The sequence below is a fragment of the Ewingella americana genome (genome assembly GCF_006438725.1).
GTDB classification, from domain to species: domain Bacteria; phylum Pseudomonadota; class Gammaproteobacteria; order Enterobacterales; family Enterobacteriaceae; genus Ewingella; species Ewingella americana_A.
The window spans coordinates 100,508-120,955 of the sequence record NZ_RCZD01000001.1 but is presented as its reverse complement, the minus strand read 5'-3'; the positions used below and the strand labels follow the sequence as shown (position 1 = coordinate 120,955).

The 20,448-nt window shown below is 51.7% G+C and carries 22 protein-coding genes and 1 pseudogene; 14 read left to right on the top strand and 9 right to left on the bottom strand.

Annotated elements, in window-relative coordinates; all coding sequences use genetic code 11:
- Positions 1-10: 10 nt before the first annotated feature.
- Positions 11-934 (top strand): LysR family transcriptional regulator, encoded by a 924-nt coding sequence (locus tag EAH77_RS00560; RefSeq protein ID WP_140469865.1) that lies wholly within the window; start codon positions 11-13, stop codon positions 932-934.
- Positions 935-937: 3 nt separating this feature from the next.
- On the opposite strand, the gene EAH77_RS00555 is transcribed toward EAH77_RS00560, so the two are convergent.
- Positions 938-1,303 (bottom strand): GlpM family protein, encoded by a 366-nt coding sequence (locus EAH77_RS00555; protein WP_194150463.1) that lies wholly within the window; start codon positions 1,301-1,303, stop codon positions 938-940.
- Positions 1,304-1,607: 304 nt separating this feature from the next.
- Here EAH77_RS00555 and EAH77_RS00550 point away from each other — a divergent pair, with 304 nt between their 5' ends.
- Positions 1,608-2,819: a serine hydrolase gene (locus EAH77_RS00550; protein ID WP_140469864.1), complete on the top strand. Its 1,212-nt coding sequence runs from the start codon at positions 1,608-1,610 to the stop codon at positions 2,817-2,819.
- Positions 2,820-2,871: 52 nt separating this feature from the next.
- Here the strand turns inward: EAH77_RS00550 and ybjG are convergent, their stop codons facing one another.
- Positions 2,872-3,477: an undecaprenyl-diphosphate phosphatase gene (gene ybjG, locus EAH77_RS00545; RefSeq protein ID WP_140469863.1), complete on the bottom strand. Its 606-nt coding sequence runs from the start codon at positions 3,475-3,477 to the stop codon at positions 2,872-2,874.
- Positions 3,478-3,812: 335 nt separating this feature from the next.
- Positions 3,813-4,547 carry a class I SAM-dependent DNA methyltransferase gene (locus EAH77_RS00540; protein WP_140469862.1) on the bottom strand — a complete coding sequence of 245 codons (735 nt, stop codon included), beginning with the start codon at positions 4,545-4,547 and terminating at the stop codon, positions 3,813-3,815.
- Positions 4,548-4,627: 80 nt separating this feature from the next.
- On the opposite strand from EAH77_RS00540, the gene EAH77_RS00535 reads away from it, so the two are divergent.
- From EAH77_RS00535 to EAH77_RS00515, 5 genes are all read left to right on the top strand, one after another.
- The gene (locus tag EAH77_RS00535; RefSeq protein WP_140469861.1) at positions 4,628-5,140 is read left to right on the top strand and encodes a GNAT family N-acetyltransferase; all 513 of its coding nucleotides are present in this window, start codon (positions 4,628-4,630) and stop codon (positions 5,138-5,140) included.
- A gap of 13 nt (positions 5,141-5,153) precedes the next feature.
- The gene (locus EAH77_RS00530; protein WP_140469860.1) at positions 5,154-5,441 is read left to right on the top strand and encodes a hypothetical protein; all 288 of its coding nucleotides are present in this window, start codon (positions 5,154-5,156) and stop codon (positions 5,439-5,441) included.
- A gap of 31 nt (positions 5,442-5,472) precedes the next feature.
- Positions 5,473-6,081, top strand: a complete 609-nt coding sequence (locus EAH77_RS00525) for a class I SAM-dependent DNA methyltransferase (RefSeq protein ID WP_140469859.1) — start codon at positions 5,473-5,475, stop codon at positions 6,079-6,081.
- A 10-nt stretch (positions 6,082-6,091) separates the two neighbouring features.
- The gene (locus EAH77_RS00520) at positions 6,092-6,385 is read left to right on the top strand and encodes a YciI family protein (RefSeq protein WP_140469858.1); all 294 of its coding nucleotides are present in this window, start codon (positions 6,092-6,094) and stop codon (positions 6,383-6,385) included.
- Positions 6,386-6,577: 192 nt separating this feature from the next.
- Positions 6,578-6,982, top strand: coding sequence for a GFA family protein (locus EAH77_RS00515; RefSeq protein ID WP_140469857.1), 405 nt, complete (start codon positions 6,578-6,580; stop codon positions 6,980-6,982).
- A 132-nt stretch (positions 6,983-7,114) separates the two neighbouring features.
- On the opposite strand, the gene attM is transcribed toward EAH77_RS00515, so the two are convergent.
- The 3 genes from attM to EAH77_RS00500 all read right to left on the bottom strand — a co-directional run bounded on the left by attM (position 7,115) and on the right by EAH77_RS00500 (position 10,637).
- Positions 7,115-7,906, bottom strand: a complete 792-nt coding sequence (gene attM / locus EAH77_RS00510) for an AttM family quorum-quenching N-acyl homoserine lactonase (RefSeq protein ID WP_194150462.1) — start codon at positions 7,904-7,906, stop codon at positions 7,115-7,117.
- Between the two features lie 48 nt (positions 7,907-7,954).
- Positions 7,955-9,121: an iron-containing alcohol dehydrogenase gene (locus EAH77_RS00505; protein ID WP_241673365.1), complete on the bottom strand. Its 1,167-nt coding sequence runs from the start codon at positions 9,119-9,121 to the stop codon at positions 7,955-7,957.
- Positions 9,122-9,182: 61 nt separating this feature from the next.
- Positions 9,183-10,637 carry an NAD-dependent succinate-semialdehyde dehydrogenase gene (locus tag EAH77_RS00500; RefSeq protein WP_140469856.1) on the bottom strand — a complete coding sequence of 485 codons (1,455 nt, stop codon included), beginning with the start codon at positions 10,635-10,637 and terminating at the stop codon, positions 9,183-9,185.
- 121 nt (positions 10,638-10,758) lie between these two features.
- Between EAH77_RS00500 and EAH77_RS00495 the strand changes: the two genes are divergently transcribed.
- Complete coding sequence (locus EAH77_RS00495) at positions 10,759-11,553, top strand: IclR family transcriptional regulator (RefSeq protein WP_140469855.1); 795 nt, start codon at positions 10,759-10,761, stop codon at positions 11,551-11,553.
- Between the two features lie 99 nt (positions 11,554-11,652).
- Here the strand turns inward: EAH77_RS00495 and EAH77_RS00490 are convergent.
- Positions 11,653-11,790 (bottom strand): annotated as a pseudogene (locus EAH77_RS00490) (integrase arm-type DNA-binding domain-containing protein); the annotation flags it as partial.
- 454 nt (positions 11,791-12,244) lie between these two features.
- The gene (locus tag EAH77_RS00485; RefSeq protein WP_140469854.1) at positions 12,245-13,927 is read right to left on the bottom strand and encodes an aspartate:alanine antiporter; all 1,683 of its coding nucleotides are present in this window, start codon (positions 13,925-13,927) and stop codon (positions 12,245-12,247) included.
- A 287-nt stretch (positions 13,928-14,214) separates the two neighbouring features.
- Here EAH77_RS00485 and ybjM point away from each other — a divergent pair, with 287 nt between their 5' ends.
- A complete protein-coding gene (ybjM, locus tag EAH77_RS00480) occupies positions 14,215-14,613 on the top strand; it encodes an inner membrane protein YbjM (protein WP_241673364.1) in 399 nt (132 codons plus the stop codon).
- An 89-nt stretch (positions 14,614-14,702) separates the two neighbouring features.
- On the opposite strand, the gene EAH77_RS00475 is transcribed toward ybjM, so the two are convergent.
- Complete coding sequence (locus EAH77_RS00475; protein WP_140469853.1) at positions 14,703-14,969, bottom strand: GrxA family glutaredoxin; 267 nt, start codon at positions 14,967-14,969, stop codon at positions 14,703-14,705.
- 315 nt (positions 14,970-15,284) lie between these two features.
- On the opposite strand from EAH77_RS00475, the gene nfsA reads away from it, so the two are divergent.
- The 5 genes from nfsA (at position 15,285) to potG (ending at position 20,436) form a co-directional block, all read left to right on the top strand.
- On the top strand, positions 15,285-16,007 hold the full coding sequence (gene nfsA, locus EAH77_RS00470; RefSeq protein WP_140469852.1) for an oxygen-insensitive NADPH nitroreductase: 723 nt from the start codon (positions 15,285-15,287) through the stop codon (positions 16,005-16,007).
- A gap of 18 nt (positions 16,008-16,025) precedes the next feature.
- Positions 16,026-16,928, top strand: a complete 903-nt coding sequence (rimK, locus tag EAH77_RS00465) for a 30S ribosomal protein S6--L-glutamate ligase (RefSeq protein ID WP_140469851.1) — start codon at positions 16,026-16,028, stop codon at positions 16,926-16,928.
- 170 nt (positions 16,929-17,098) lie between these two features.
- Positions 17,099-17,584 carry a YbjN domain-containing protein gene (locus tag EAH77_RS00460; RefSeq protein ID WP_140469850.1) on the top strand — a complete coding sequence of 162 codons (486 nt, stop codon included), beginning with the start codon at positions 17,099-17,101 and terminating at the stop codon, positions 17,582-17,584.
- Positions 17,585-18,016: 432 nt separating this feature from the next.
- Positions 18,017-19,126 (top strand): spermidine/putrescine ABC transporter substrate-binding protein PotF, encoded by a 1,110-nt coding sequence (gene potF, locus EAH77_RS00455; protein WP_140469849.1) that lies wholly within the window; start codon positions 18,017-18,019, stop codon positions 19,124-19,126.
- A gap of 176 nt (positions 19,127-19,302) precedes the next feature.
- Positions 19,303-20,436, top strand: a complete 1,134-nt coding sequence (potG, locus tag EAH77_RS00450) for a putrescine ABC transporter ATP-binding subunit PotG (protein WP_140469848.1) — start codon at positions 19,303-19,305, stop codon at positions 20,434-20,436.
- The last annotated feature ends 12 nt before the right edge of the window (positions 20,437-20,448 follow it).

Genomic DNA, 20,448 nt, shown 5'->3' with positions numbered 1-20,448 from the left:
GGGAGATAAGATGCAAAGTACGGAGATTCGCTATTTTTTGGCTGTTGCCCACACGGGGTCGTTGAGCGCGGCCAGTAAACAATTATTTGTGGCGGTATCGGCGATAAGCCGGCAGATCCAGCGGCTTGAAGAGCGTATCGGGGCGAAGCTTTTTGAGCGTCATGCCCGTGGGATGGTGCTCAATGACGCCGGGCAGATCCTCGAAAATCATGTACTCAAAAGCATGATGGACATGGAGCATGCCATCGCAGAGATTAAGGGGCTGAATGCCGTGCGGCGAACCGTTATCCGCATGGCATGTACTGACGGGCCGGCATTTGACCTGTTGCCACAGCTGTTTATTCGCTTTCGTCAGCGTAACCCTGGCGTGATGTTTTCGCTGAATGTGGGTACCGCGCTGCAGGTCGCTGAGATGATCCGTAGCGGTGAAAGTGAGCTCGCGTTGCAGTTCAGCCTGACCGCCGAACGGGGTGTTGAGGTGATCGCGACCTTTCCGGCTCCGGTGAGAATGGTGATGCGCGCCGACCATCCGTTGGCGACCACCGCATTACAGCTGACCGATTTACACCCTTATCCGTTGGCCATGAACGAACCGGGCAGCACAATCCGTCAACTGTTTGATTTATCATGCCGGATGAGCGGGATATTTCTTGAGCCGGCACTCAGCTGTAACCGTTTCTCAACGCTATATGATTTTATGCTGCATACGCCGGGCGCCATTGTAGCTTGCAGTCATTTTTCCATTTTGTATAAAGCACGCCGCGACGGGCTTTGTGTGAAACCGGTGAATATTGAGCAACTCAGCCAACGTACGTTGCAGTTGCAAACCGTCGCAGGCAAAAGGCGTTCAGCGATGCTCAGCCAGTTTATTGAGTTTGTCCGCGATGAACTGACGACCGAAGGTGACGTGTTTCGCACCGAGTTTGGTCTTTAGGTCTCAGGCGTGAAAGCGTGCCCACAGGGAGATAAGCAGCCACGCCGCCAGTGACCAGCAGATCACGCCGCTGAGCAGGGCGTAGGGCAGTTTCATCCAGGCGATGAAAAAATAGAGCGAAATCAGATAAACCATGTAAGGGATCACGCCCCACAGGCCAAAGATGATGGTGTTGCGCAGCGCGTCAATATTGCGCTCCGTGCCCACGACATAATGTGCGATCAACGCAAAAGTGGGAAACAGTGGCAGTAAACCGGCGAGGTAATAATTCCGCGTTTTCGATAATATTCCTATCGCTATCACCATCAGTGCGCCAATCAATGCTTTAATCACCAGTCCTGTCACGCGGTTTTCTCCGTTTTTTAACATAAAACGTTGCACATTGATTGCTGATAAGCGTCTTATAGTTATCGAAAATTGTATGATGCTGTGGCACAAACTTGCCCCACTCGCCGCGCGCGGTCAAGACCACCTGGCAGAATAAAAAGTGAGTGTGAAAAACCATCAAGGGTAGAAATGAGCACTATTCTAAGAATCTTTACATTGCAATGGTTCCTTCACGGTGTATAAACCGGTAGTTTTTAACATCGGCGAACTTCTTAACGTCAAGTCGTGAACCTGTTTGAAAGATAAGATAAATTTCAGTTACCCGGACAAAAGCGCTGATAAACCTATGACAATTTCTCCTAAATTCCAACGGACCTTCCTTTGTGCGCTCGGCGGCAGTGTGATGCTGCTGGCGCTTCCTGCTGCTCAGGCAGATACCAACCCGGCCGCCCCGCAGATAAACGCTAAATCCTGGGTGCTGATGGATTACAACAGCGGCAAAGTGCTGGCTGAATCAAATCCTGATGCCCGTCTTGACCCTGCAAGCCTGACGAAAATCATGGTCAGCTACGTGGTCGGTCAGGCCATCAAATCTGGCAAAGTGACGCCGGATGACATGGTCACCGTAGGGCAGGATGCCTGGGCCACCGGTAACCCGGTGCTGCGCGGGTCGTCGCTGATGTTTCTCAAACCGGGTGATAAAGTCCCGGTTTCCGAATTGAATAAAGGCATTGTTATTCAGTCTGGTAACGATGCCAGCATCGCGCTGGCCGACTATGTGGCAGGCAGCCAGGACTCTTTCGTCAGCCTGATGAACCACTACGGTCAGCAGCTGAAACTGGAAAATACCCATTTCAAAACGGTGCACGGTCTGGATGCCGACGGGCAATACAGCTCGGCGCTTGATATGGCGTTGCTGTCTCAGGCGTTGATCCGCGATACGCCGGAAGAGTATGCGCTGCATAAAGAGAAAGAGTTCACCTTCAACCATATCCGCCAGATTAACCGCAACCGTTTGTTGTGGAACACCAATCTGAACGTAGACGGCATCAAAACCGGCTTCACCTCCGGTGCGGGTTACAATCTGGTCTCTTCAGCCAGTGACCCCAGCGGGATGCGTCTGATTGCGGTCGTGATGGGTGCACCAAGCGATCGTATCCGGTTTAACGAAAGTGAAAGTTTGCTGACCTGGGGCTTCCGTTTCTTCGAAACACTGACACCTATTAAAGCCGGTGATGCATTCACCAGCCAGCGGGTCTGGTTTGGTGAAGACAAGATGGTGCCACTCGGCGTGGCTGAAAATGCCTCGCTGACCACCCCGAAAGGGCAACTGAAAAATCTGAAAGCCAGCTTTACGCTAACCAACAAACAACTTGAAGCGCCGCTGGCGAAAAACCAGGTGGTAGGAACGATAGACTTCAGCCTGGATGGCAAAGTTGTCGACCAGCGTCCGCTGGTGGCATTGAAAGAGGTCAAAGAGGGGGGATTCTTTAGCCGTATCTGGGATTTCGTCATGATGAAAATCACCGGGCTGTTTGGGTCAATCTTCAGTAAATAAGTTGAATAAGGGCGCAGAAGGCTGCGCCCTTAACGGGGTATTTCCGCAGTGCTTAACCGCGGACCCAGCCTTTGCGGATGGGAATCGCAAAACTGAAACGATAAATTTTATCCATCCCGCCGGAGATTTGCTCTCCAAACAGATTCCATACCAGTTGGGCAAACATGCAGCCCAACATACCGACCAGTAAGCCACCGACCATATCCATCGGCCAATGTACGCCGAGATACACTCTTGACCAGGCAATTCCAAGCGCGGTGACGGTCAGTAGTGCACCTGACCACGCGCGGTGCCAGCACAGGAAGGCGACCGCAAAGGTGAAGATGGCCGTACCGTGATCGCTCGGGAAAGAGTCATCGGGTGCATGGTGCAGGAAGTTATAGCCGAACCCTTCGACAAAAGGACGTGCATGGGGGAATAAAATCGACAGGGTTTTGGCCGTTGCCATGGCGAAACATAGCGCAATAACGGTTTTACTGACCAACGTACGCTGCGACGTTATTTGCTCGCGTTCGCCCCAAAGCCATAGGCCGATAATCAGCAACGGCACGATCATTATCATGTCATTGGCCATAAAAGTGGCAAATTTGATCATAACCTGTGGCGACGCAGGCGTGGCGTTAATCCAGATAAAAATCAGGTGGTTTAACTGTTCCATGCGTGTTCCCTTGAAATATCTATCCGCAACATCAATACCCTCATCATCAATATTGGCCAAAAAGAAGCCGTAAAATAGTTCAGTAACCCACTTCAGAAAAACTGAATGCCGGCCCAACGTTAAATTGTGCGGTGCGCAGGGTAAAGGGAGTTCGTCTGAATATTCCGCCCCATTTAAGCGCGGTATAGTTTCGATTTGGGATTAATAATATGGCTATGAAATTAAGGAATCCTTAAGGCACGCGGGGAGGAGCCAGCCTCCCGACTTAAAAAGTCTGTTTTCCAGAACGTTTAAAGAAAGTGCGCTAAAAGAAAGCAATAAGGCTAACGCGGGGATTAGCGGGGCTTTTGTGCTGAAAGCAGGAACATCATCGGACGCTCGGCCTCCTCGCTCAATGCCGGAATAGACATCAGTTGTTCAGCGGACGGACCCCATTCATCGAGATGCGTGATCATAAATCCAGCTTTGATGAGTAAATTAATATAGGTCGCCAGTTTACGATGCTGCTTGATCACGCCTTCAGCAAACCAGTGGGTAATACGCTTGCCTTCGCGCTGATAGCCATCGACTGGCCAGGTTTTCTCACCATTTTTACCGATTATCCAGCCGGGTTGCGATGGCGTGGTGAAGATCGGGTGCTCGGCGGAAAAGACAAAATGACCACCAGGAACCAGTGACTGAAAGACGGTAGTCAACAGTTCCGGCAGCGCTTGAATGTAGTGTAATGTCAGAGAGCTGTAGGCCAGCGAGTAGGTTTCGGCAGGCAGTCTAAGCTGTTCGAGGTCTTCACGTCGGTATTCGATGCCGGCGTCGGCCGTCATGCTGCGGGCTTTATTCAGCATCTTTTCAGAAACGTCCAGCCCCAGCACCTGCGCGGCCCCCTGTTCACGGACATGGCGACAGAACCAGCCATAACCGCAGCCCAGATCAATCACATTGGCACTTTGTACATCCGGCAGCATCGCCTTCAGCGCAGGCCATTCCGGCGCCCCTTCCAGACCATTCACCGAGCGGTTAAGCTGCGCATAACCCTCGAAAAACGTCTGATCGTCATAAATATTTTGCGTCATGTTAATGACTCCTTTAAAAAGATATCCTGTGCCGATACCGGCGCTACTAGTGTAGTAAAAAAAAGACCGGGAGAAAAAGTTTGCAGATTCGTCAGGCGGATATTGCCGATATTGAACGGCTACAGAAAGTGGGTATAGACACGTACCGTCACTATTTTGGTGCGCTTTGGGAAAGTGCCGCTGAGTTGGATCAGTTTCTGGACAACGACTTCTCAATCCCTGCATTGCAGCAGGGTTTGAGCGACTCGCAGCAGGACTGGTGGCTGGCGACCGATCACGGGCAGACGGCAGGCTTTGCCAAAGTTCATTACCATCAGCCTCTTCCCGAGAGCGACCAACAGGGCGCGATGCTATGTAAGTTATATTTGCAGCCGGAGGCAAAATCACGAGGTTTGGGTGCGGCGCTGTTTTCCCACGCACAAACTCAGGCCATTGCGCGTCAACAATCCTGTTTTTGGCTGACCGTACTTCAAAGTAATACCACCGCACTTCATTTTTACGAACGACAGGGGATGTCCGTCCATTGCGAAAGCGCTTATGTTACAGAAACGCAAACCACCGGGCTTTGGGTGATGAAAAAGACCATTTTATGAAAAAGGAATTTGGATGATCAAAGTAAAACTCGGCGGGCTATTTATCACGCTGGCACCTGAAGAAGAGATCCCGGTTGATGAAGATCTTTATGAGCATTACACCTATATCATCCGCTCGCAGCCACGCGGTTTTGAAATTTTACGCTATGACCCTTACTCAGGGTGGAAGCGTAAACCAGACCGCTGGTTTTCTAGTGGTCACCATGCTTTTGTCTTTGCCTATGAAGCCTATACTCACGAATGGAATCAGGTCGATGGTCGCTTAGGCGGCGTGGCGCAGAAAGTGCAGCGCATTATTTAACCGGTTAGTTTAACTGTCGAAGGACGCACTGGTGGACCATTTTTCAGCCCATAACATCATTGAATTATACCAGCGACATAGTGCCCACTGGGACAGCATCCGCCATGACCTTCGTTATGAAACTTCCTGGCTGAACCGCTTTATGGCTTTGTTGCCTGCCGGGGCGGATATTCTGGATATCGGCTGTGGCTCGGGAAGGCCGATTGCAGAGTATTTCCTGCAACATGGTTTGAATGTAACGGGCGTTGATGCGTCTGCGGCAATGATTGCACTATGCCGTCAGCGTTTTGCGCAGCAAATATGGCACGTGGCGGATATGCGCACGTTATCTTTAGCGCGTAAATTTGATGGTTTGCTCGCCTGGGACAGTTTCTTTCATCTGACTCGCGACGATCAGCGTCATATGTTCTCCATTTTTAGCGCCCACGCAAAGGACAATGCCGTGCTGATGTTCACGAGTGGGCCGGGCAACGGTGAGGCTATCGGGGAGTTTCAGGGGGAGCCTCTTTATCATGCAAGCTTAGCCCCTGATGAGTACCGGGAATTGCTCGCAAACCATGGCTTTGATGTGATCGAAATGATACCCGAAGACCCTGACTGCGCCGGGCATACAGTCTGGCTGGCGCAGAAAACCCTTTAAGGAAAACGTCATGAACATGCTTTATATTGCGGTCCTGTCTTATGTAAAACCGCTCAGTGAGGTTGATGCACTGCTGCCAGCCCATGTGGAATGGCTGCGCAAGGGGTATGACGATGGGATCTTTATTCTTTCAGGGCGGCGTAACCCACGAACCGGAGGCGTTATTTTGGCCAGAGGTAGCAGCATTGAAGAGATACAAGCGCGCATGAAGGAAGATCCGCTTCAGCATCAGGGTTTGGCAACGCTGGAGATCACGCCTTTTGAACCTACGATGAGCGCCGAAGATTTACAGCACCTGTTGTGAAGGGAAATCAGGCTTTGTGACACTCGATGCGTGCGGCTCTCAAGGCGGATGAATCATCCCCCTTTATGCTTTATCGACTGCCAATAATGCCCCCAGGGCAGGGAAGTCGCTGATAGTGAAAAAGTGGTCAACAAGTCAAAATAGTTGTAAACCCAATGTATACCCACACCTGAGAAGCATAAGGAAGCCGCCATGTCAGATAAAATCTCTGCTCAGTGCCATTGTGGTGCTGTTGTTTTCAATGTTGAACTCATCGATGGGTTTAAAACTATTCTTCGCTGCAATTGTTCATTTTGTCGCATGCGTGGCGCCGTGGTTGTGTTTGCGTCTGGAATTGATGTCACAAAGGGTAAAGATAAGCTCACTGAGTACCGTTTTAATAGCCAAGAAGCTGCGCATTACTTTTGTTCAGTTTGCGGTATCTATACGTTTCATCAGCGTCGTTCTAACCCTGAACAATATGGGGTCAACGTGGCCTGTATAGAAGATGTCTCACCATTCGATTTTCATACCATCAAAGTAGTGGATGGGGTTAATCATCCGAAAGACGGTGGCGGCGGCGGCGTGGCGGGTTATCTGTCCTTTGTGCCTGAGTAGCTTCCAACTGATGGGCACCGGGCGTGGGTTTAAAACGACGACAAGAATGTCTGATGGGGTGCTCTCCAAAAATGAAAAGCACCTTACTTTCTGTGGTGATGTTCAATATTCACTCAGTGTGACAACCACCTATCAATCATAATATTCAGGCGCGTGCCTGAAAGTTTTCCAGGCATCAGGGTCATGACCTGTCACCACTTGTGCATTTGTCCGGCTCGCTAACATGCGCATCTTCTGCACTGAACGCACGACTTCAACGGCTGAAGACATAAATCCGGGCAGCGCTTTCTCTTCCCAGTGATCCGTTGTATAGGCTGCATCAATGGTCAGCAGCATCGGCCCCGAGTTCGGTAAGCTGACCAGGATTGACTGATGCCCGGGCGAATGGCCGGGAGTAAACACCGTTTTCAGTGTTCCATCGCCATAGATATCATAGAAATCATTGCTTTCACCCTCCAGGAATTCCCATTTCAGGCCCGGCCGGTCAAAGTCGTTTCTGATATAACCTCCTGCAGCAAACCAGTCAGGAGTAAAGGCATACTCGTACTCCCTGCGTTGAACGATGTGTGTCGCATTGGGGAATCGGCCAATCGCACCGGTATGATCGAGATGCAAGTGCGACTGTAAGACGTAGCGGATATCTTCGGGATTGATCCCCATACTTTTCAGTTGCGCGACGCAGCCCTGATCTTCACGCATTACCGGCCAATAAACATCGGTGATCCCTCCCCAATACCCTTTAGGGTCGGTGGCAGTTTCTACGGCATTACCGCCATCAATCAGCGTATGTCCATTAGGGTGAGTCAGCAGGAAAAACGGCACGGGGATTTCATAATCTGCCCCGTTTCCCTGATTCATTTTGATATTGTGAACTTTGCACTTCAGCGAGCCGGTTTGAAACATATACAGGCGAATGTCGGTCATTTTCTTATGTCCTTTCACGTTTCACTTCGTAGGGTGTTGGCGAGATGATTAAAAAGCTTCCTGATAAAGCGCCAAAGCGTCAGCCTCTTTTACCTCGACCGGATTATTGGTCAGAAGACGGGTCTGTTTCATCGCATCTGAAGCCAGCAATGCCAGCGTATCCTCTTTCACCCCGACGTCGCGTAAACGTCTCGGCGCACCGCTTTCATCCATGATGCTGATCATTGCATCAATAAACGCGTTGCAACGCGTCTGTACATCGCCTTCTTTGCCCACATTGAGTACGTCGGCAAGTTCCGCATATAAAGGTGCCGCGACTTTGGCGTTGTAACGCAATACCGCACCCAGCATCAGTGCATTCGAGAGGCCGTGAGGAATGTGATAATGACCGCCGAGTGGATAGGCCAGCGCATGTACCGCCGCGACCGGTGAATTGGCGAAAGCCTGACCGGCTAGTGTTGCGCCTAATAGAATGGACTCGCGGGCATGTCGGTTTGAACCGTCATGACAAGCCGTGACCAGATGTTGTGAGATCAGGCGTAACGCTTCCCGGGCTAACGCATCAGATAACGGATTTTTTTTGTGCTTACTGGTGTAAGACTCGATGGCATGTACCATCGCATCAATACCCGTCGCAGCGGTATGTGTCGCAGGCAGTCCGACGGTAAGCTCCGCATCCAGCAGAACAAAGTCACAATAGAGCTGGCGGGAAACCACGCCCATTTTGGTCGTTTCACCCGTGGTAAGAATCGCAATGTTGGTCACTTCCGACCCGGTACCCGCCGTCGTTGGGATTTGCACCAGCGGTAATCGTTCGCCCAGAACATTATCAATGCCGTACAAGCCACTGAGATCCTGTTCCGACTGCGCCAGTATAGCCGTGAGCTTTGCCACATCCAACGAGGAGCCACCACCAAGCCCAATCACGATATCTATGTGCTGATCCCGCGCGATACGTGCGGCTTCAAGGACAATGGCTTCCGGTGGGTCGGCGATAACCCGGTCGAAAACCACGACATCGAAACCGATGTCGCGCAGATTTTTTTCGACCGGCTTTAGCAAACCGGCTTTGACTAATCCCCCATCCGTTACGATCAGTGCTTTACGGGCAGTAAAACGGTGTGACAGGATCTCCCCGAGGCGTTGTGCGCCTGACCATTCCACTAGCATCGATGGTACTGTTCTAAATTCAAAGGGTTGCATAACATCTGACATAATACTTTCCCTCTTTTCTGGTGAAAAAACGTGGGTGAGTTTTAACCGTAAAACGCGATGATCACCCTACCGATGTGCAGAAATATTTGATCTCAAGGTATTCGTCGATACCGTATTTTGAGCCTTCTCTGCCGATCCCTGACTGTTTCATTCCTCCAAACGGTGCCACTTCATTGGAGATAAGCCCGGTGTTATGACCCACCATGCCGTACTCCAGCGCTTCCGCGACCCGCCACATTCTTTTGCTGTTTTCAGTAAAGAAATAAGCCGCCAGACCAAACTCAGTGTCATTGGCCATTGCTACCGCTTCTTCTTCTGTATCAAAACGGAACAGCGGGGCAACAGGGCCAAAAGTCTCTTCCCGCGCGATGAGCATGTCGCGAGTGACGTTAACAATCACCGTTGGCTCAACAAATAGCCCACCGCATGTATGCCGGTTGCCGCCTGTTAATACTTCTGCCCCTTTATCTTTGGCGTCCTGAATGTGGCTCTCTACTTTAACGACGGCATCTTCGTCAATCAGGGGGCCAACCAGAACTCCGGCATCAACGCCGTTGCCTACCGTCAGACTTCTGACACGCTCTGCCAGACGCTGTGCAAACTGGTCGTAAATTCCCGACTGCACCAGAAAACGGTTGGTACAGACGCAGGTCTGACCGGCATTGCGGAATTTAGACTGTACGGCGCCGTCAACGGCGGCTTCAATGTCAGCGTCATCAAAGACGATAAAGGGGGCGTTTCCTCCCAGCTCCAGAGAAACACGCTTGAGCGTTGGTGCGCACTGTGCCATCAACAAGCGCCCGATCTGCGTTGAACCGGTGAAAGAGAGTTTTCTGACCACTTCACTTTTCGTTAATACATTGCCGATGACTTTTGCATCGCCGGTGACGATTTGCAGCACACCGGCTGGGATCCCTGCGCGCATCGCCAGTTCGCCTAACGCGAATGCGGTCAGCGGAGTTTGCTCTGCAGGTTTGACGATCATGACGCAGCCAGCGGCCAGAGCAGGCGCGGCTTTACGGGTGATCATGGCCGCGGGGAAATTCCAGGGGGTAATGGCGGCACAGACACCGACGGGTTGTTTTAGTACCACCAGTCGTTTATCGGCCTGTGGCGAGGGGATCACGTCGCCGTAAATACGTTTTCCCTCTTCGGCAAACCAATCAATAAATGATGCGGCATACGCCACTTCCCCACGAGATTCAGCCAAAGGTTTTCCCTGCTCCGCCGTCATGATGGCGGCAAGGTCAGCGCTGTTGTCAGTGATAAGGTCAAACCAACGACGCAATATCACGCAACGCTCTTTAGCCGTTTTCTCGCGCCAGAGTAAAAATGCGCGCTGCGCTGCGAAGATCGCCTCTTCAATTGCTGCCCCTTCAAGCTGGGGGACATGGGCAATTATTTCAGCCGTGGCCGGGTTTGTTACTGGAAACGTTGCGCCGTCAGTGGCAGGACGCCATTCTCCGGCGAGCAGACAAGTTTCCCTGAATAACGATGGATCGCGTAAATCGAGCATATTTCCCCTCCTAACAGAGGAATTTTTATTTACAAGTTCAGTATATTGAACTAAATTCACTATATAGAATTGTGGCACATAATTTAATCAAACGTCAAATTACTGTTAAAAAGTGAGACCCATGCCGGAAAATACAGAGACAGAAACCCCCGGGAACAGTGCGCCTGCATTACGCCGTGCCGTACAGATTCTGGATGCAGTCAGCGAACTTCCCACTCCTCCGACTTTTACTGAGATCGTGACATTACTTGGCCTGCCTAAAAGTTCTGCGCATGGCTTATGTGCCGCGCTGGTGGATTTGGGGATGTTGATTCGTACCGATGCCGGGACCTACCGGATTGGAGGGCGAGTGATGAATTGGGCTAATGCCTTTATTGGTCAGACCGATCTGGTCGAGGAATTCCAGCGGCTCCTGCAAGATCGACGCGAATTGAGTGATTTCACTGTCACCATGACGATATTAGATAGTCAGCAGGTGGTTTACGTCGCGTGCTCCAACAGCAAAGCCGCGTTGGGATTTACATTCCGGATCGGGATGCGTCTGCCTGCCCCTTTTACCGCAACAGGTAAGGCAATTCTCAGCACCCTGAATGATGAGAATATCTGCCGTCGCTTTGAAACTGGCTGGCCTAAACCGCTCACTGCCCGCAGCGTGGCATCACTTACGATGCTCTTGCAGGAGTTGGCCGTTGTCCGCCAACGCGGTTACTCGGTCGATGACGGACAGATCCGTGAAGGGATGTTCTGTATTGGAGCCCCGGTATATGACTTTTCAGGGCAAGTGGTGGCGGGTCTGGCCGTGAGTATGCTGGAACAGGAAGCGGCAGCCTCAACCATCGAGACTATCGGCAATAAACTGGTAAATATCGCTGCTTCACTTTCCGCGAGGCTGGGGAATATCATGCCCTCTTCTTAGTGTGTCTATTGGAAGCCCGCTCTACAGGATGGGAGGGGCGAAGCGGGCTTACATCGGCGCAGGTTTCTGAACGCATGGGGGTAAAACCACCTATCGTTACTCAAGAGGATCGATCTGCTTGGCAAGTAACGCTCGCGATTCTGCTCTCAGCTTCCATGCGTCAGAAAGTGTGACCGAGGGATAGGCTCCAAAACTCTGCTTAGTGCGCTGTTTGATGAAAGGGCGATGATACAAAAAAGCCCGCAGGGCTTGCGCCATGCGGGTTTCTGGGACTTCGTTGGATGGCTCTGGTAATCATCAACCAGGAATTTTGCTGGGGGGATTTGAACCCCCGTTCGAAATTACTGCAATTTCGGAGCTTCCAATCTGAATTCTTACGTTGTACTAACGTTTGCGAAAAGAAGGGATTAGGGCAAATAACTTCATTTTAGCTGTCGCCACTCTATCGCCATTTATGACTGGGGGGAGTTTTAATTGATTGTTTTTAAATGGGTATGTTTCTACAAAAGAAAAAACCCACTAATCTTGAACCTAACGAGGCGGGATTAGCGGGCTCTCCAAAGTGGGGACTTCAAAGAAAAGCAGTGGCATTAATTAAGACTGCCTTTCCTATATAAAGTTCGTTCAATGCTGCAATATTTAAAAATATTTATTGATTTTTTACATTTACATTACGAATCAATGTATTGCGTTATGCCCCAGGCCAGATGATCACGATGAGCGTACCGGCCAACGTCAGCAATACGTTAGCAATCGCGTAAGTCCCGGCGTAACCGAGGGCCGGAATGTTACTGCGCGCGGTATCGCTGATGATTTCCATGGCGGGCGCACAGGTACGTGCACCCATAATGGCGCCAAACAGCAGGGCGCGGTTCATCCGCAAGACATAAGCGCCGAAGATAAAGCAAATCACCACCGGCACCAGGCTGACAATCAAGCCGGAAATCAGCATTTGACCGCCAATCGCGCCCAGCCCCTGATTAATACCCGCGCCCGCACTCAGACCCACGCCAGCCATAAATACCATCAGTCCGAACTCCTTCACCATATTCAGCGCCCCTTGTGGGATGTAGCCGAAGGTCGGGTGGTTGGCGCGCAGGAAACCCAGCATGATCCCAGCAAACAGCAGACCGGCCGCGTTACCAATGCCAAAACTGAAGTTTTTAAACTGGAAAGTGATCAGGCCAATCATCAGGCCGACAATAAAGAAGGCGCAGAAGGCCAGTAAATCGGTGACCTGACTGTGAATCGAGATAAAGCCGATACGCTCTGCCACGGCTTTAACGCGGCGTGCGTCACCGCTGACTTGCAGGACATCGCCTTTATTAAGCACGATGCTGTCATCAATGGGCATCTCAATCTGGCTGCGGATCACCCGGTTCAGGAAGCAGCCGTGGTCGGTCAGGTTTAGTTGGCTGAGGCGTTTACCCACTGCACTGTTGTTTTTGACCACCACTTCCTCAGTGACGATGCGCATATCGAGCAAGTCACGGTCAAACACTTCTTTACCGTTACGGAAACTCGGGTCAAGGCGTGAGTGGGCATCAGGGTAGCCTACCAGCGATATCTCATCGCCGACCTGCAAGACAGCATCACCGTCTGGCGTGGCCAGAATACCGTTACGGCGAATGCGCTCGATATAACAGCCCGTCTGGCGGTAAATGCCCAGCTCACGCAGGTTTTTGCCATCGGCCCAGGCAACCAGTTCCTGGCCCACACGGTATGCACGGATCACCGGCAAATAAACCTTACGCTGGCTGTCGGTATCCAGACCGCGTTCACGGGCAATTTGCTGGGCGCTGGTCGGTAAATCCTGATGCTGCAATTTTGGCAGATAACGGGCACCGAAAATCAGGCTTACCAGCCCGATGAGGTAGGTCAGGGCGTAGCCGAGACTCAAATTATCCAGCTCAGGTCCGAGCAGTTTATTCCCACCCAGCGTATTTCGCAGCGTGTCGCCAGCACCGACCAACACCGGCGTGGAGGTCATCGACCCCGCGAGCATACCGGCAGTCAGGCCGATGTCCCAGCCGAACAGACGACCCAACCCAAGGGCCAACAGCATGGCGCTGCCGACCATCACCAGTGCCAGCATCAGGTAGTTTTTGCCATCCCGGAAGAAAATTGAGAAAAAGTTTGGGCCGGCTTCGATGCCAACACAAAAAATAAACAGCATGAAACCGAGATTCAGCGCTTCAGTGTTAATGCTGAAGTGTTGTTGGCCCAGCAGCAGGGAAACGACTAATACGCCTATGGAATTTCCCAACTGGACCGATCCCAGTCGAACTTTCCCCAGGCATAACCCGAGCGCTAAAACTACAAATAATAACAGGATGTAATTCCCGTTTAACAAACTGGCGACGTTTATGTTCACTAAGATAACTTATTGTTTACCAACAAATTCTTGATATGAGGGGGTGTAAGGGATAGATTCGACTGCATTATATTTTAACCGCTAACACAAAGGCTAATGAAATAGTCGGTGGCCATAGTAACGCAATTTTGCGCGTTATTTTAGTCGTTGATTGACCATTCAGCCAGAGAAAAGCCGGTAGAAACTTCTTAACAGCATGTTTTGTGTTGCACAGGATAGTGCAATGCACCAGGGAAAGAGCAGGGCAATGATTGCCAGCGCAGGATGTGTTTAAGCGCAGGTAATGAATGAACGAACACTTTAAGGAGGAAGGCTTCATGCACTTTCGCGATCGTTTTGGTCCAGTGATTTGCTGCGTACTGTTTGTGGTGGTTTTTGTTTTACTGAAAACAGAGCTTGTTGTGGTTAGGACACTTCCCTACGGGCCAGAGTACGGCCTCTTGCTGTTTATTTTCCCCGGTATTATTACCGCGCACCTCATCCGTCACTCCCCAGTTTTTTATGCCTTTCTCGGGGCCATCCTGGGCATCCCCGTCTGTTATATGATTTGCATGCTGTATTTCGTGCGGGTACGTTCGCTGGTGCAAGAGATGGCCTATGTAGGCAGTGCGGTGTTCTGGTGCGTGATGGGGGCACTGCTCTATTTGTTGATCCGCACGCTGGTGCAGCAAATGAGTCGGCGATAGGTGAAGCGCAGTGCCGGTGGGTAACCCCGCATGCAGACCCAAAAAAGGCGCTCAATGAGCGCCTTTATGCTGTGTGGTCTTTGTCTGACTTAAGATTGGAACAGCGCCAGATTTTCTTTTGCATACGCTTCGAAATCTGTGCAACCACCGATGTGGGTGGAATCGATGAAGATCTGCGGTACGGTTTCTACCGGCTTACCGACCGTTTTTTCCAGATCAGCTTTAGAAATACCTTCAGCGTGGATATCAACGTAACGGAAATTGAAATCATCACGCTCTTCAGTCAGTTTTTCCGCCAACTCTTTTGCACGTACACAATAAGGACAGCCAGGACGCCCGAAAATCACTGCAAACATGGAGACTCCTTGATTTTTCAATGCCAGTAAAATGAATGAATTAAGCCGTGGTCCGCGTCAAAACTGTTAAGTGCGTCACGGTTTTTGTAGCACTTACTATGCCTGTTACACGCGCTAAAAAAAAGTAGGAATTACCTGTCAGTTTGATGTGTGTTACCTATCGTTATGCTGACAAAGGCTTTTCCCCCCAGGCACTGTTTGCCGTGAAGTGCGCGTTTTGTTACAGCATTCGGCATGTGGACTATTGCAAAGCGCAGACGGAGCATCAATGATAATTGCCAGTATGTTTTAACTTTTCCCGTCCAAGGATCCCTAATGACGCCGACTATCGACCTCCTGCGCGCCCATCGCTCAATCCGTTCATTCACCGATCAGCCTCTGTCGGATGAACAACGTGAAGCCATTATTGGTGCAGCACAAGGTGCATCCACGTCCAGTTTTTTACAATGCTCGTCCATCATTCGGGTGACCGACCCTGCGCTGCGCGCAAAGCTGGTTGAGTACACGGGGGGGCAGCAATATGTTGCCAGCGCCGCAGAATTTTGGGTGTTTTGTGCTGATTTCAACCGCAACCAGCAAATTAACCCGGACGCCGAACTCGGTCTGGCCGAACAGTTACTGCTCGGCTGTGTCGATACCGCACTGATGGCGCAAAATGCCATGACGGCAGCCGAATCTCTTGGCCTGGGTGGGGTGTTCATCGGTGGGATTCGTAATCAGGTTAATGACGTCGTGACCCTGCTCAAACTGCCAAAATTCGTGATGCCACTGTTTGGTTTTTGCATCGGCCACCCGGCGCAGGATCATCAGGTCAAGCCGCGTATGCCGCAATCGCTGCTGGTGCATGAGAACAGCTATCAGCCCATCGACCGGGCAGTGCTGGCGGAATATGATGACCAACTGAACACCTATTATCAGCAGCGCGACAGCAATGCGCGCCGCGACACCTGGAGTGACCTGATTGTCCGCACGCTGAAAAAGGAACAGCGCCCGCATATGCTGGATGCTCTGCACCAACAAGGCTGGATCACACGTTAACGGCGACGGAGTTGTCGGATGAAAATAGCTATTCTTTCCCGTGATGGCAGTTTGTATTCGTGCAAACGCCTGCGGGAGGCGGCGCAAAGCCGTGGTCATGAAATCGATATTATCGATCCGTTGTCTTGCTATATGAATATCAATCCGGCCGCGCCCAGCGTGCATTATCAGGGCCGTCAATTGGATAAATACCATGCGGTGATCCCACGTATTGGCTCCGCCATTACCTTTTATGGCACGGCGGTGTTACGCCAGTTTGAAATGCTCGGCAGTTTTCCGCTTAACGAATCCGTCGCGATCACCCGCGCACGTGACAAACTGCGTTCGATGCAGATCCTGGCGCGGGAGGGTATTGGCCTGCCGACCACCGGTTTTGCCAACGCGCCTGACGATACGTCAGATTTGATTGCGTTGGTGGGCGGCGCGCCGCTGGTGGTGAAACTGGTGGAAGGGACGCAGGGCATCGGCGTGGTGCTGGCAGAAACCCGTCAGGCGGCGGAAAGTGTGATCGACGCTTTTCGCGGGCTGAATGCGCATATTCTGGTGCAGGAGTATATCCGTGAGGCCGAAGGGCGCGACATTCGTTGTCTGGTGGTGGGCAAGCGGGTAGTCGGGGCCATTGAACGTCAGGCCAAACCGGGGGATTTTCGTTCCAACCTGCATCGCGGCGGCACGGCCAATAAAGTGCAGATCACCGCCGAGGAAAAGGCGATTGCCATCAAGGCCGCCTGTACTCTGGGGCTGGACGTCGCGGGTGTCGATATTTTGCGCTCCAACCGGGGTCCGCTGGTGATGGAAGTCAACGCCTCACCGGGGCTGGAAGGCATCGAAAGCACCACCGGTCTGGATATTGCCGGTATGATGCTCGACTACATTGAACATCGCGCCAAACCGGGCTTCAGGCTTAAATCGGGAGGGTGATGTTCGATAACATCACTGCATTATTGATTCGGCGAAGCAAAATGTTCATCAAGCGCGTATTGATCATGGCGCTGGCTGAGAATATTCCGTAAGCTATGACCCCTTCGCGCCGCGCGTCGGCGCGCTTTTCGGCTATTTGACTTCGTTGTTTTGAACTTATGAGGCATTTTATGGATTCACTCATCGTCCCTGATTTAGCGTTGCTTCGGCGCTGGCTGGATCAGTTGGGCATCTCATTTTTCGAGTGTGATTCCTGTCAGGCTCTTCACTTGCCGCATATGCAGAATTTTGATGGTGTATTTGATGCCAAGCTGGACATTGTCGACAACGTGATTTTGTTCTCGTCCCTGGCGGAAGTGAAGCCTACGGCGCTTATCCCGATCGTGGCTGACCTTAGCCAAATCAATGCCAGTTCGCTGACCGTAAAAGCTTTCGTTGATATTCAGGACGATAACTTACCAAAATTGATCGTCTGTCAGGCCTTGTCGATTGCCGTCGGCGTGACCCAGTCACAGTTTGCTCACTTCCTGCAACAGGCAGAAGAGCAGATGTCGATGATCATCCTTGAAGCGCATGCCAACGAGATGCTGTTCCTGGGTGATGAAGAAGAAGAAAGTGAGTCGGTCGTCGGCTCGAACGCTCCGCTTCTGCACTGACCGTTACCCCAAATTCCGCACCAATATCCTCTGTGAGCTGCTATCACCAGTGGCTCCGCTGCTTTTTGCGCTTTTCCCTCTCTGCTTACGCATCAGTTATGCTGCTGTTTGGCTATTGTTGCCAGATATTTAACTTTGTTAAAGCCAAAATTGCCGCAGGGCATAAAGCAAAAGTGCATAAATAATCGATAAACCGCATTTTTTCCCCGTCAGGCTGGCGTGGTGGGTAGGCAGGCGCTATGCTGCTGATCTGCGTAATGCGTCGATAACACCGTAAAACCAAACGGTTAATTCGCGAGCAGCGACCTCGTCAACACTGAATGCCTATGCAAATACTTGCCGCGGCAGTTGGCCTGTTTATGAAAGGTTTTGTATCCTTTTGAGATACAAGTTCAATTTTTCTTTTCCCCCTGATCTTGGAGGTAGTAACGGATGTTCACCCTGCGTAAAAAGTGGTTATCGGGTGTTGTCGCCGGTCTGGTTATGGCCGCGTCCGTCACAGCGTCTGCGGAAGAAAAAACGCTGCACGTCTACAACTGGTCTGACTATATTGCGCCAAATACCGTACCGGACTTCCAGAAGGAAACCGGTATCAAAGTGGTGTACGACGTATTCGACTCCAACGAAGTGTTGGAAGGTAAATTAATGGCAGGCAGTACCGGTTTTGACCTGGTGGTGCCTTCGGCCAGTTTCCTTGAGCGCCAGCTAGCGGCCGGTGTCTTCCAGCCGCTCGACAAGAGCAAACTGCCTAACTATAAAAACCTCGATCCTGATTTATTGAAGATGGTGGCCCAGCACGATCCGGGTAACAAATACGCTATTCCTTACCTGTGGGCTACCACCGGCATTGGTTATAATGTCGATAAGGTCAAAGCGGTGCTCGGCAAAGATGCGCCGGTGGACAGCTGGGACTTAGTGCTCAAGCCGGAAAACCTCGAGAAACTGAAAAGTTGCGGGGTTTCCTTCCTTGATGCCCCGGCCGAGATTTACGCCACCGTGCTTAACTATCTGCATCTCGACCCGAACAGCACCAAAGCCAGTGATTACACGGGGCCGGCGAATGACTTACTGCTGAAACTGCGTCCTAACATCCGTTATTTCCACTCTTCTCAGTACATTAACGATCTGGCAAATGGTGATATCTGCGTGGCGATTGGCTGGGCGGGCGATGTGATGCAGGCCTCTAACCGCGCGAAAGAAGCCAAAAACGGCGTGAACGTGGCCTACAGTATTCCGAAAGAGGGGGCGCTGGCCTTCTTTGACGTCTTCGCTATCCCAGCTGACGCCAAAAACCTCGATGAGGCCTATCAGTTCCTCAACTATCTGATGGAGCCGAAAGTCATCGCTCAGGTCAGCAACACGGTCTATTACGCCAGCGGCAACCTGGCCGCAACGCCACTGGTCAATGCCGACGTGCGTAACAATCCGGGCATTTACCCGTCGGCCGATGTCCGTGCCAAACTCTTCACCCTGAAAGTGCAGGATCCGAAGATTGACCGTGTGATCACCCGTTCGTGGACTAAGGTAAAAACGGGAAAGTGATACTCTTCATCCTTCAAGCTGCCTCTGCGTTGGTTGCGTGAACGCGCCCCTAGGCGACTCGAATGATTTTGAGTATTTGTACTGGCGGCTCCGCAGCTTTCTGGCGGGGCCGTTAACTTTGTTGCGGTTCCTCAATTTGCGCGGTTTGCCGCCGCCTCTGCCGGAGATGTCCCTGAGTGAATGATGCTATCCCCCGTCCTCAGCCTAAAACGCACAAAGGCTTCACGCCTTTGCTGGAAATCCGCAATTTAACCAAATCCTTTGATGGGCAGGCGGCTGTAGATGACGTCAGTCTGACCATCTACAAAGGCGAAATTTTCGCACTGCTCGGTGCTTCCGGTTGCGGTAAGTCGACGCTGCTGCGTATGTTGGCCGGTTTCGAGACACCATCGCAGGGCCAGATTGTGCTTGATGGCGTTGACCTGTCGCAGGTGCCGCCTTATCAGCGGCCGATCAACATGATGTTCCAGTCCTACGCGCTGTTCCCCCATATGACGGTGGAGCAGAACATCGCCTTTGGCCTGAAGCAGGACAAACTGCCGTCCGCTGAAATCAAAAGTCGGGTAGCAGAAATGCTGACGCTGGTGCATATGCAGGAGTTTGCCAAACGTAAACCGCATCAGCTTTCCGGTGGCCAGCGTCAGCGCGTGGCGCTGGCTCGCAGTCTGGCTAAGCGGCCAAAGTTGTTATTGCTCGACGAGCCGATGGGCGCACTGGACAAAAAGCTGCGTGACCGTATGCAACTGGAAGTGGTGGACATCCTCGAACGCGTTGGCGCGACCTGCGTGATGGTCACCCACGATCAGGAAGAGGCCATGACCATGGCGGGGCGCATCGCCATCATGAACCGTGGGAAATTTGTGCAGATTGGTGAACCTGAAGAGATTTACGAACATCCGACCAGCCGCTTCAGCGCTGAGTTCATCGGTTCGGTGAATATCTTCGAAGGCGTGTTGCAGGAACGTCAGGATGACGCGCTGATCATCAGCAGCCCTGGTCTGATGCATCCGTTGAAAGTTGATGCTGATGCCTCGGTGATCGACGGTGTGCCGGTATTCGTGGCGCTGCGACCGGAAAAAATCATGCTGTGCGACGAGGTGCCTGAAGATGGCTGCAACTTTGCCGTCGGCGAAGTGGCAAATATTGCCTATCTTGGCGATCTGTCGATTTACCACGTCAAACTGCACAGTGGACAGATGATCACCGCACAGTTACAGAACGGCCACCGCTTCCGCAGAGGCATGCCTACCTGGGACGACGAAGTACGTCTGTGCTGGGAAGCCGACAGCTGTGTCGTGCTGACCGTTTAAGGGGAGTTGAAA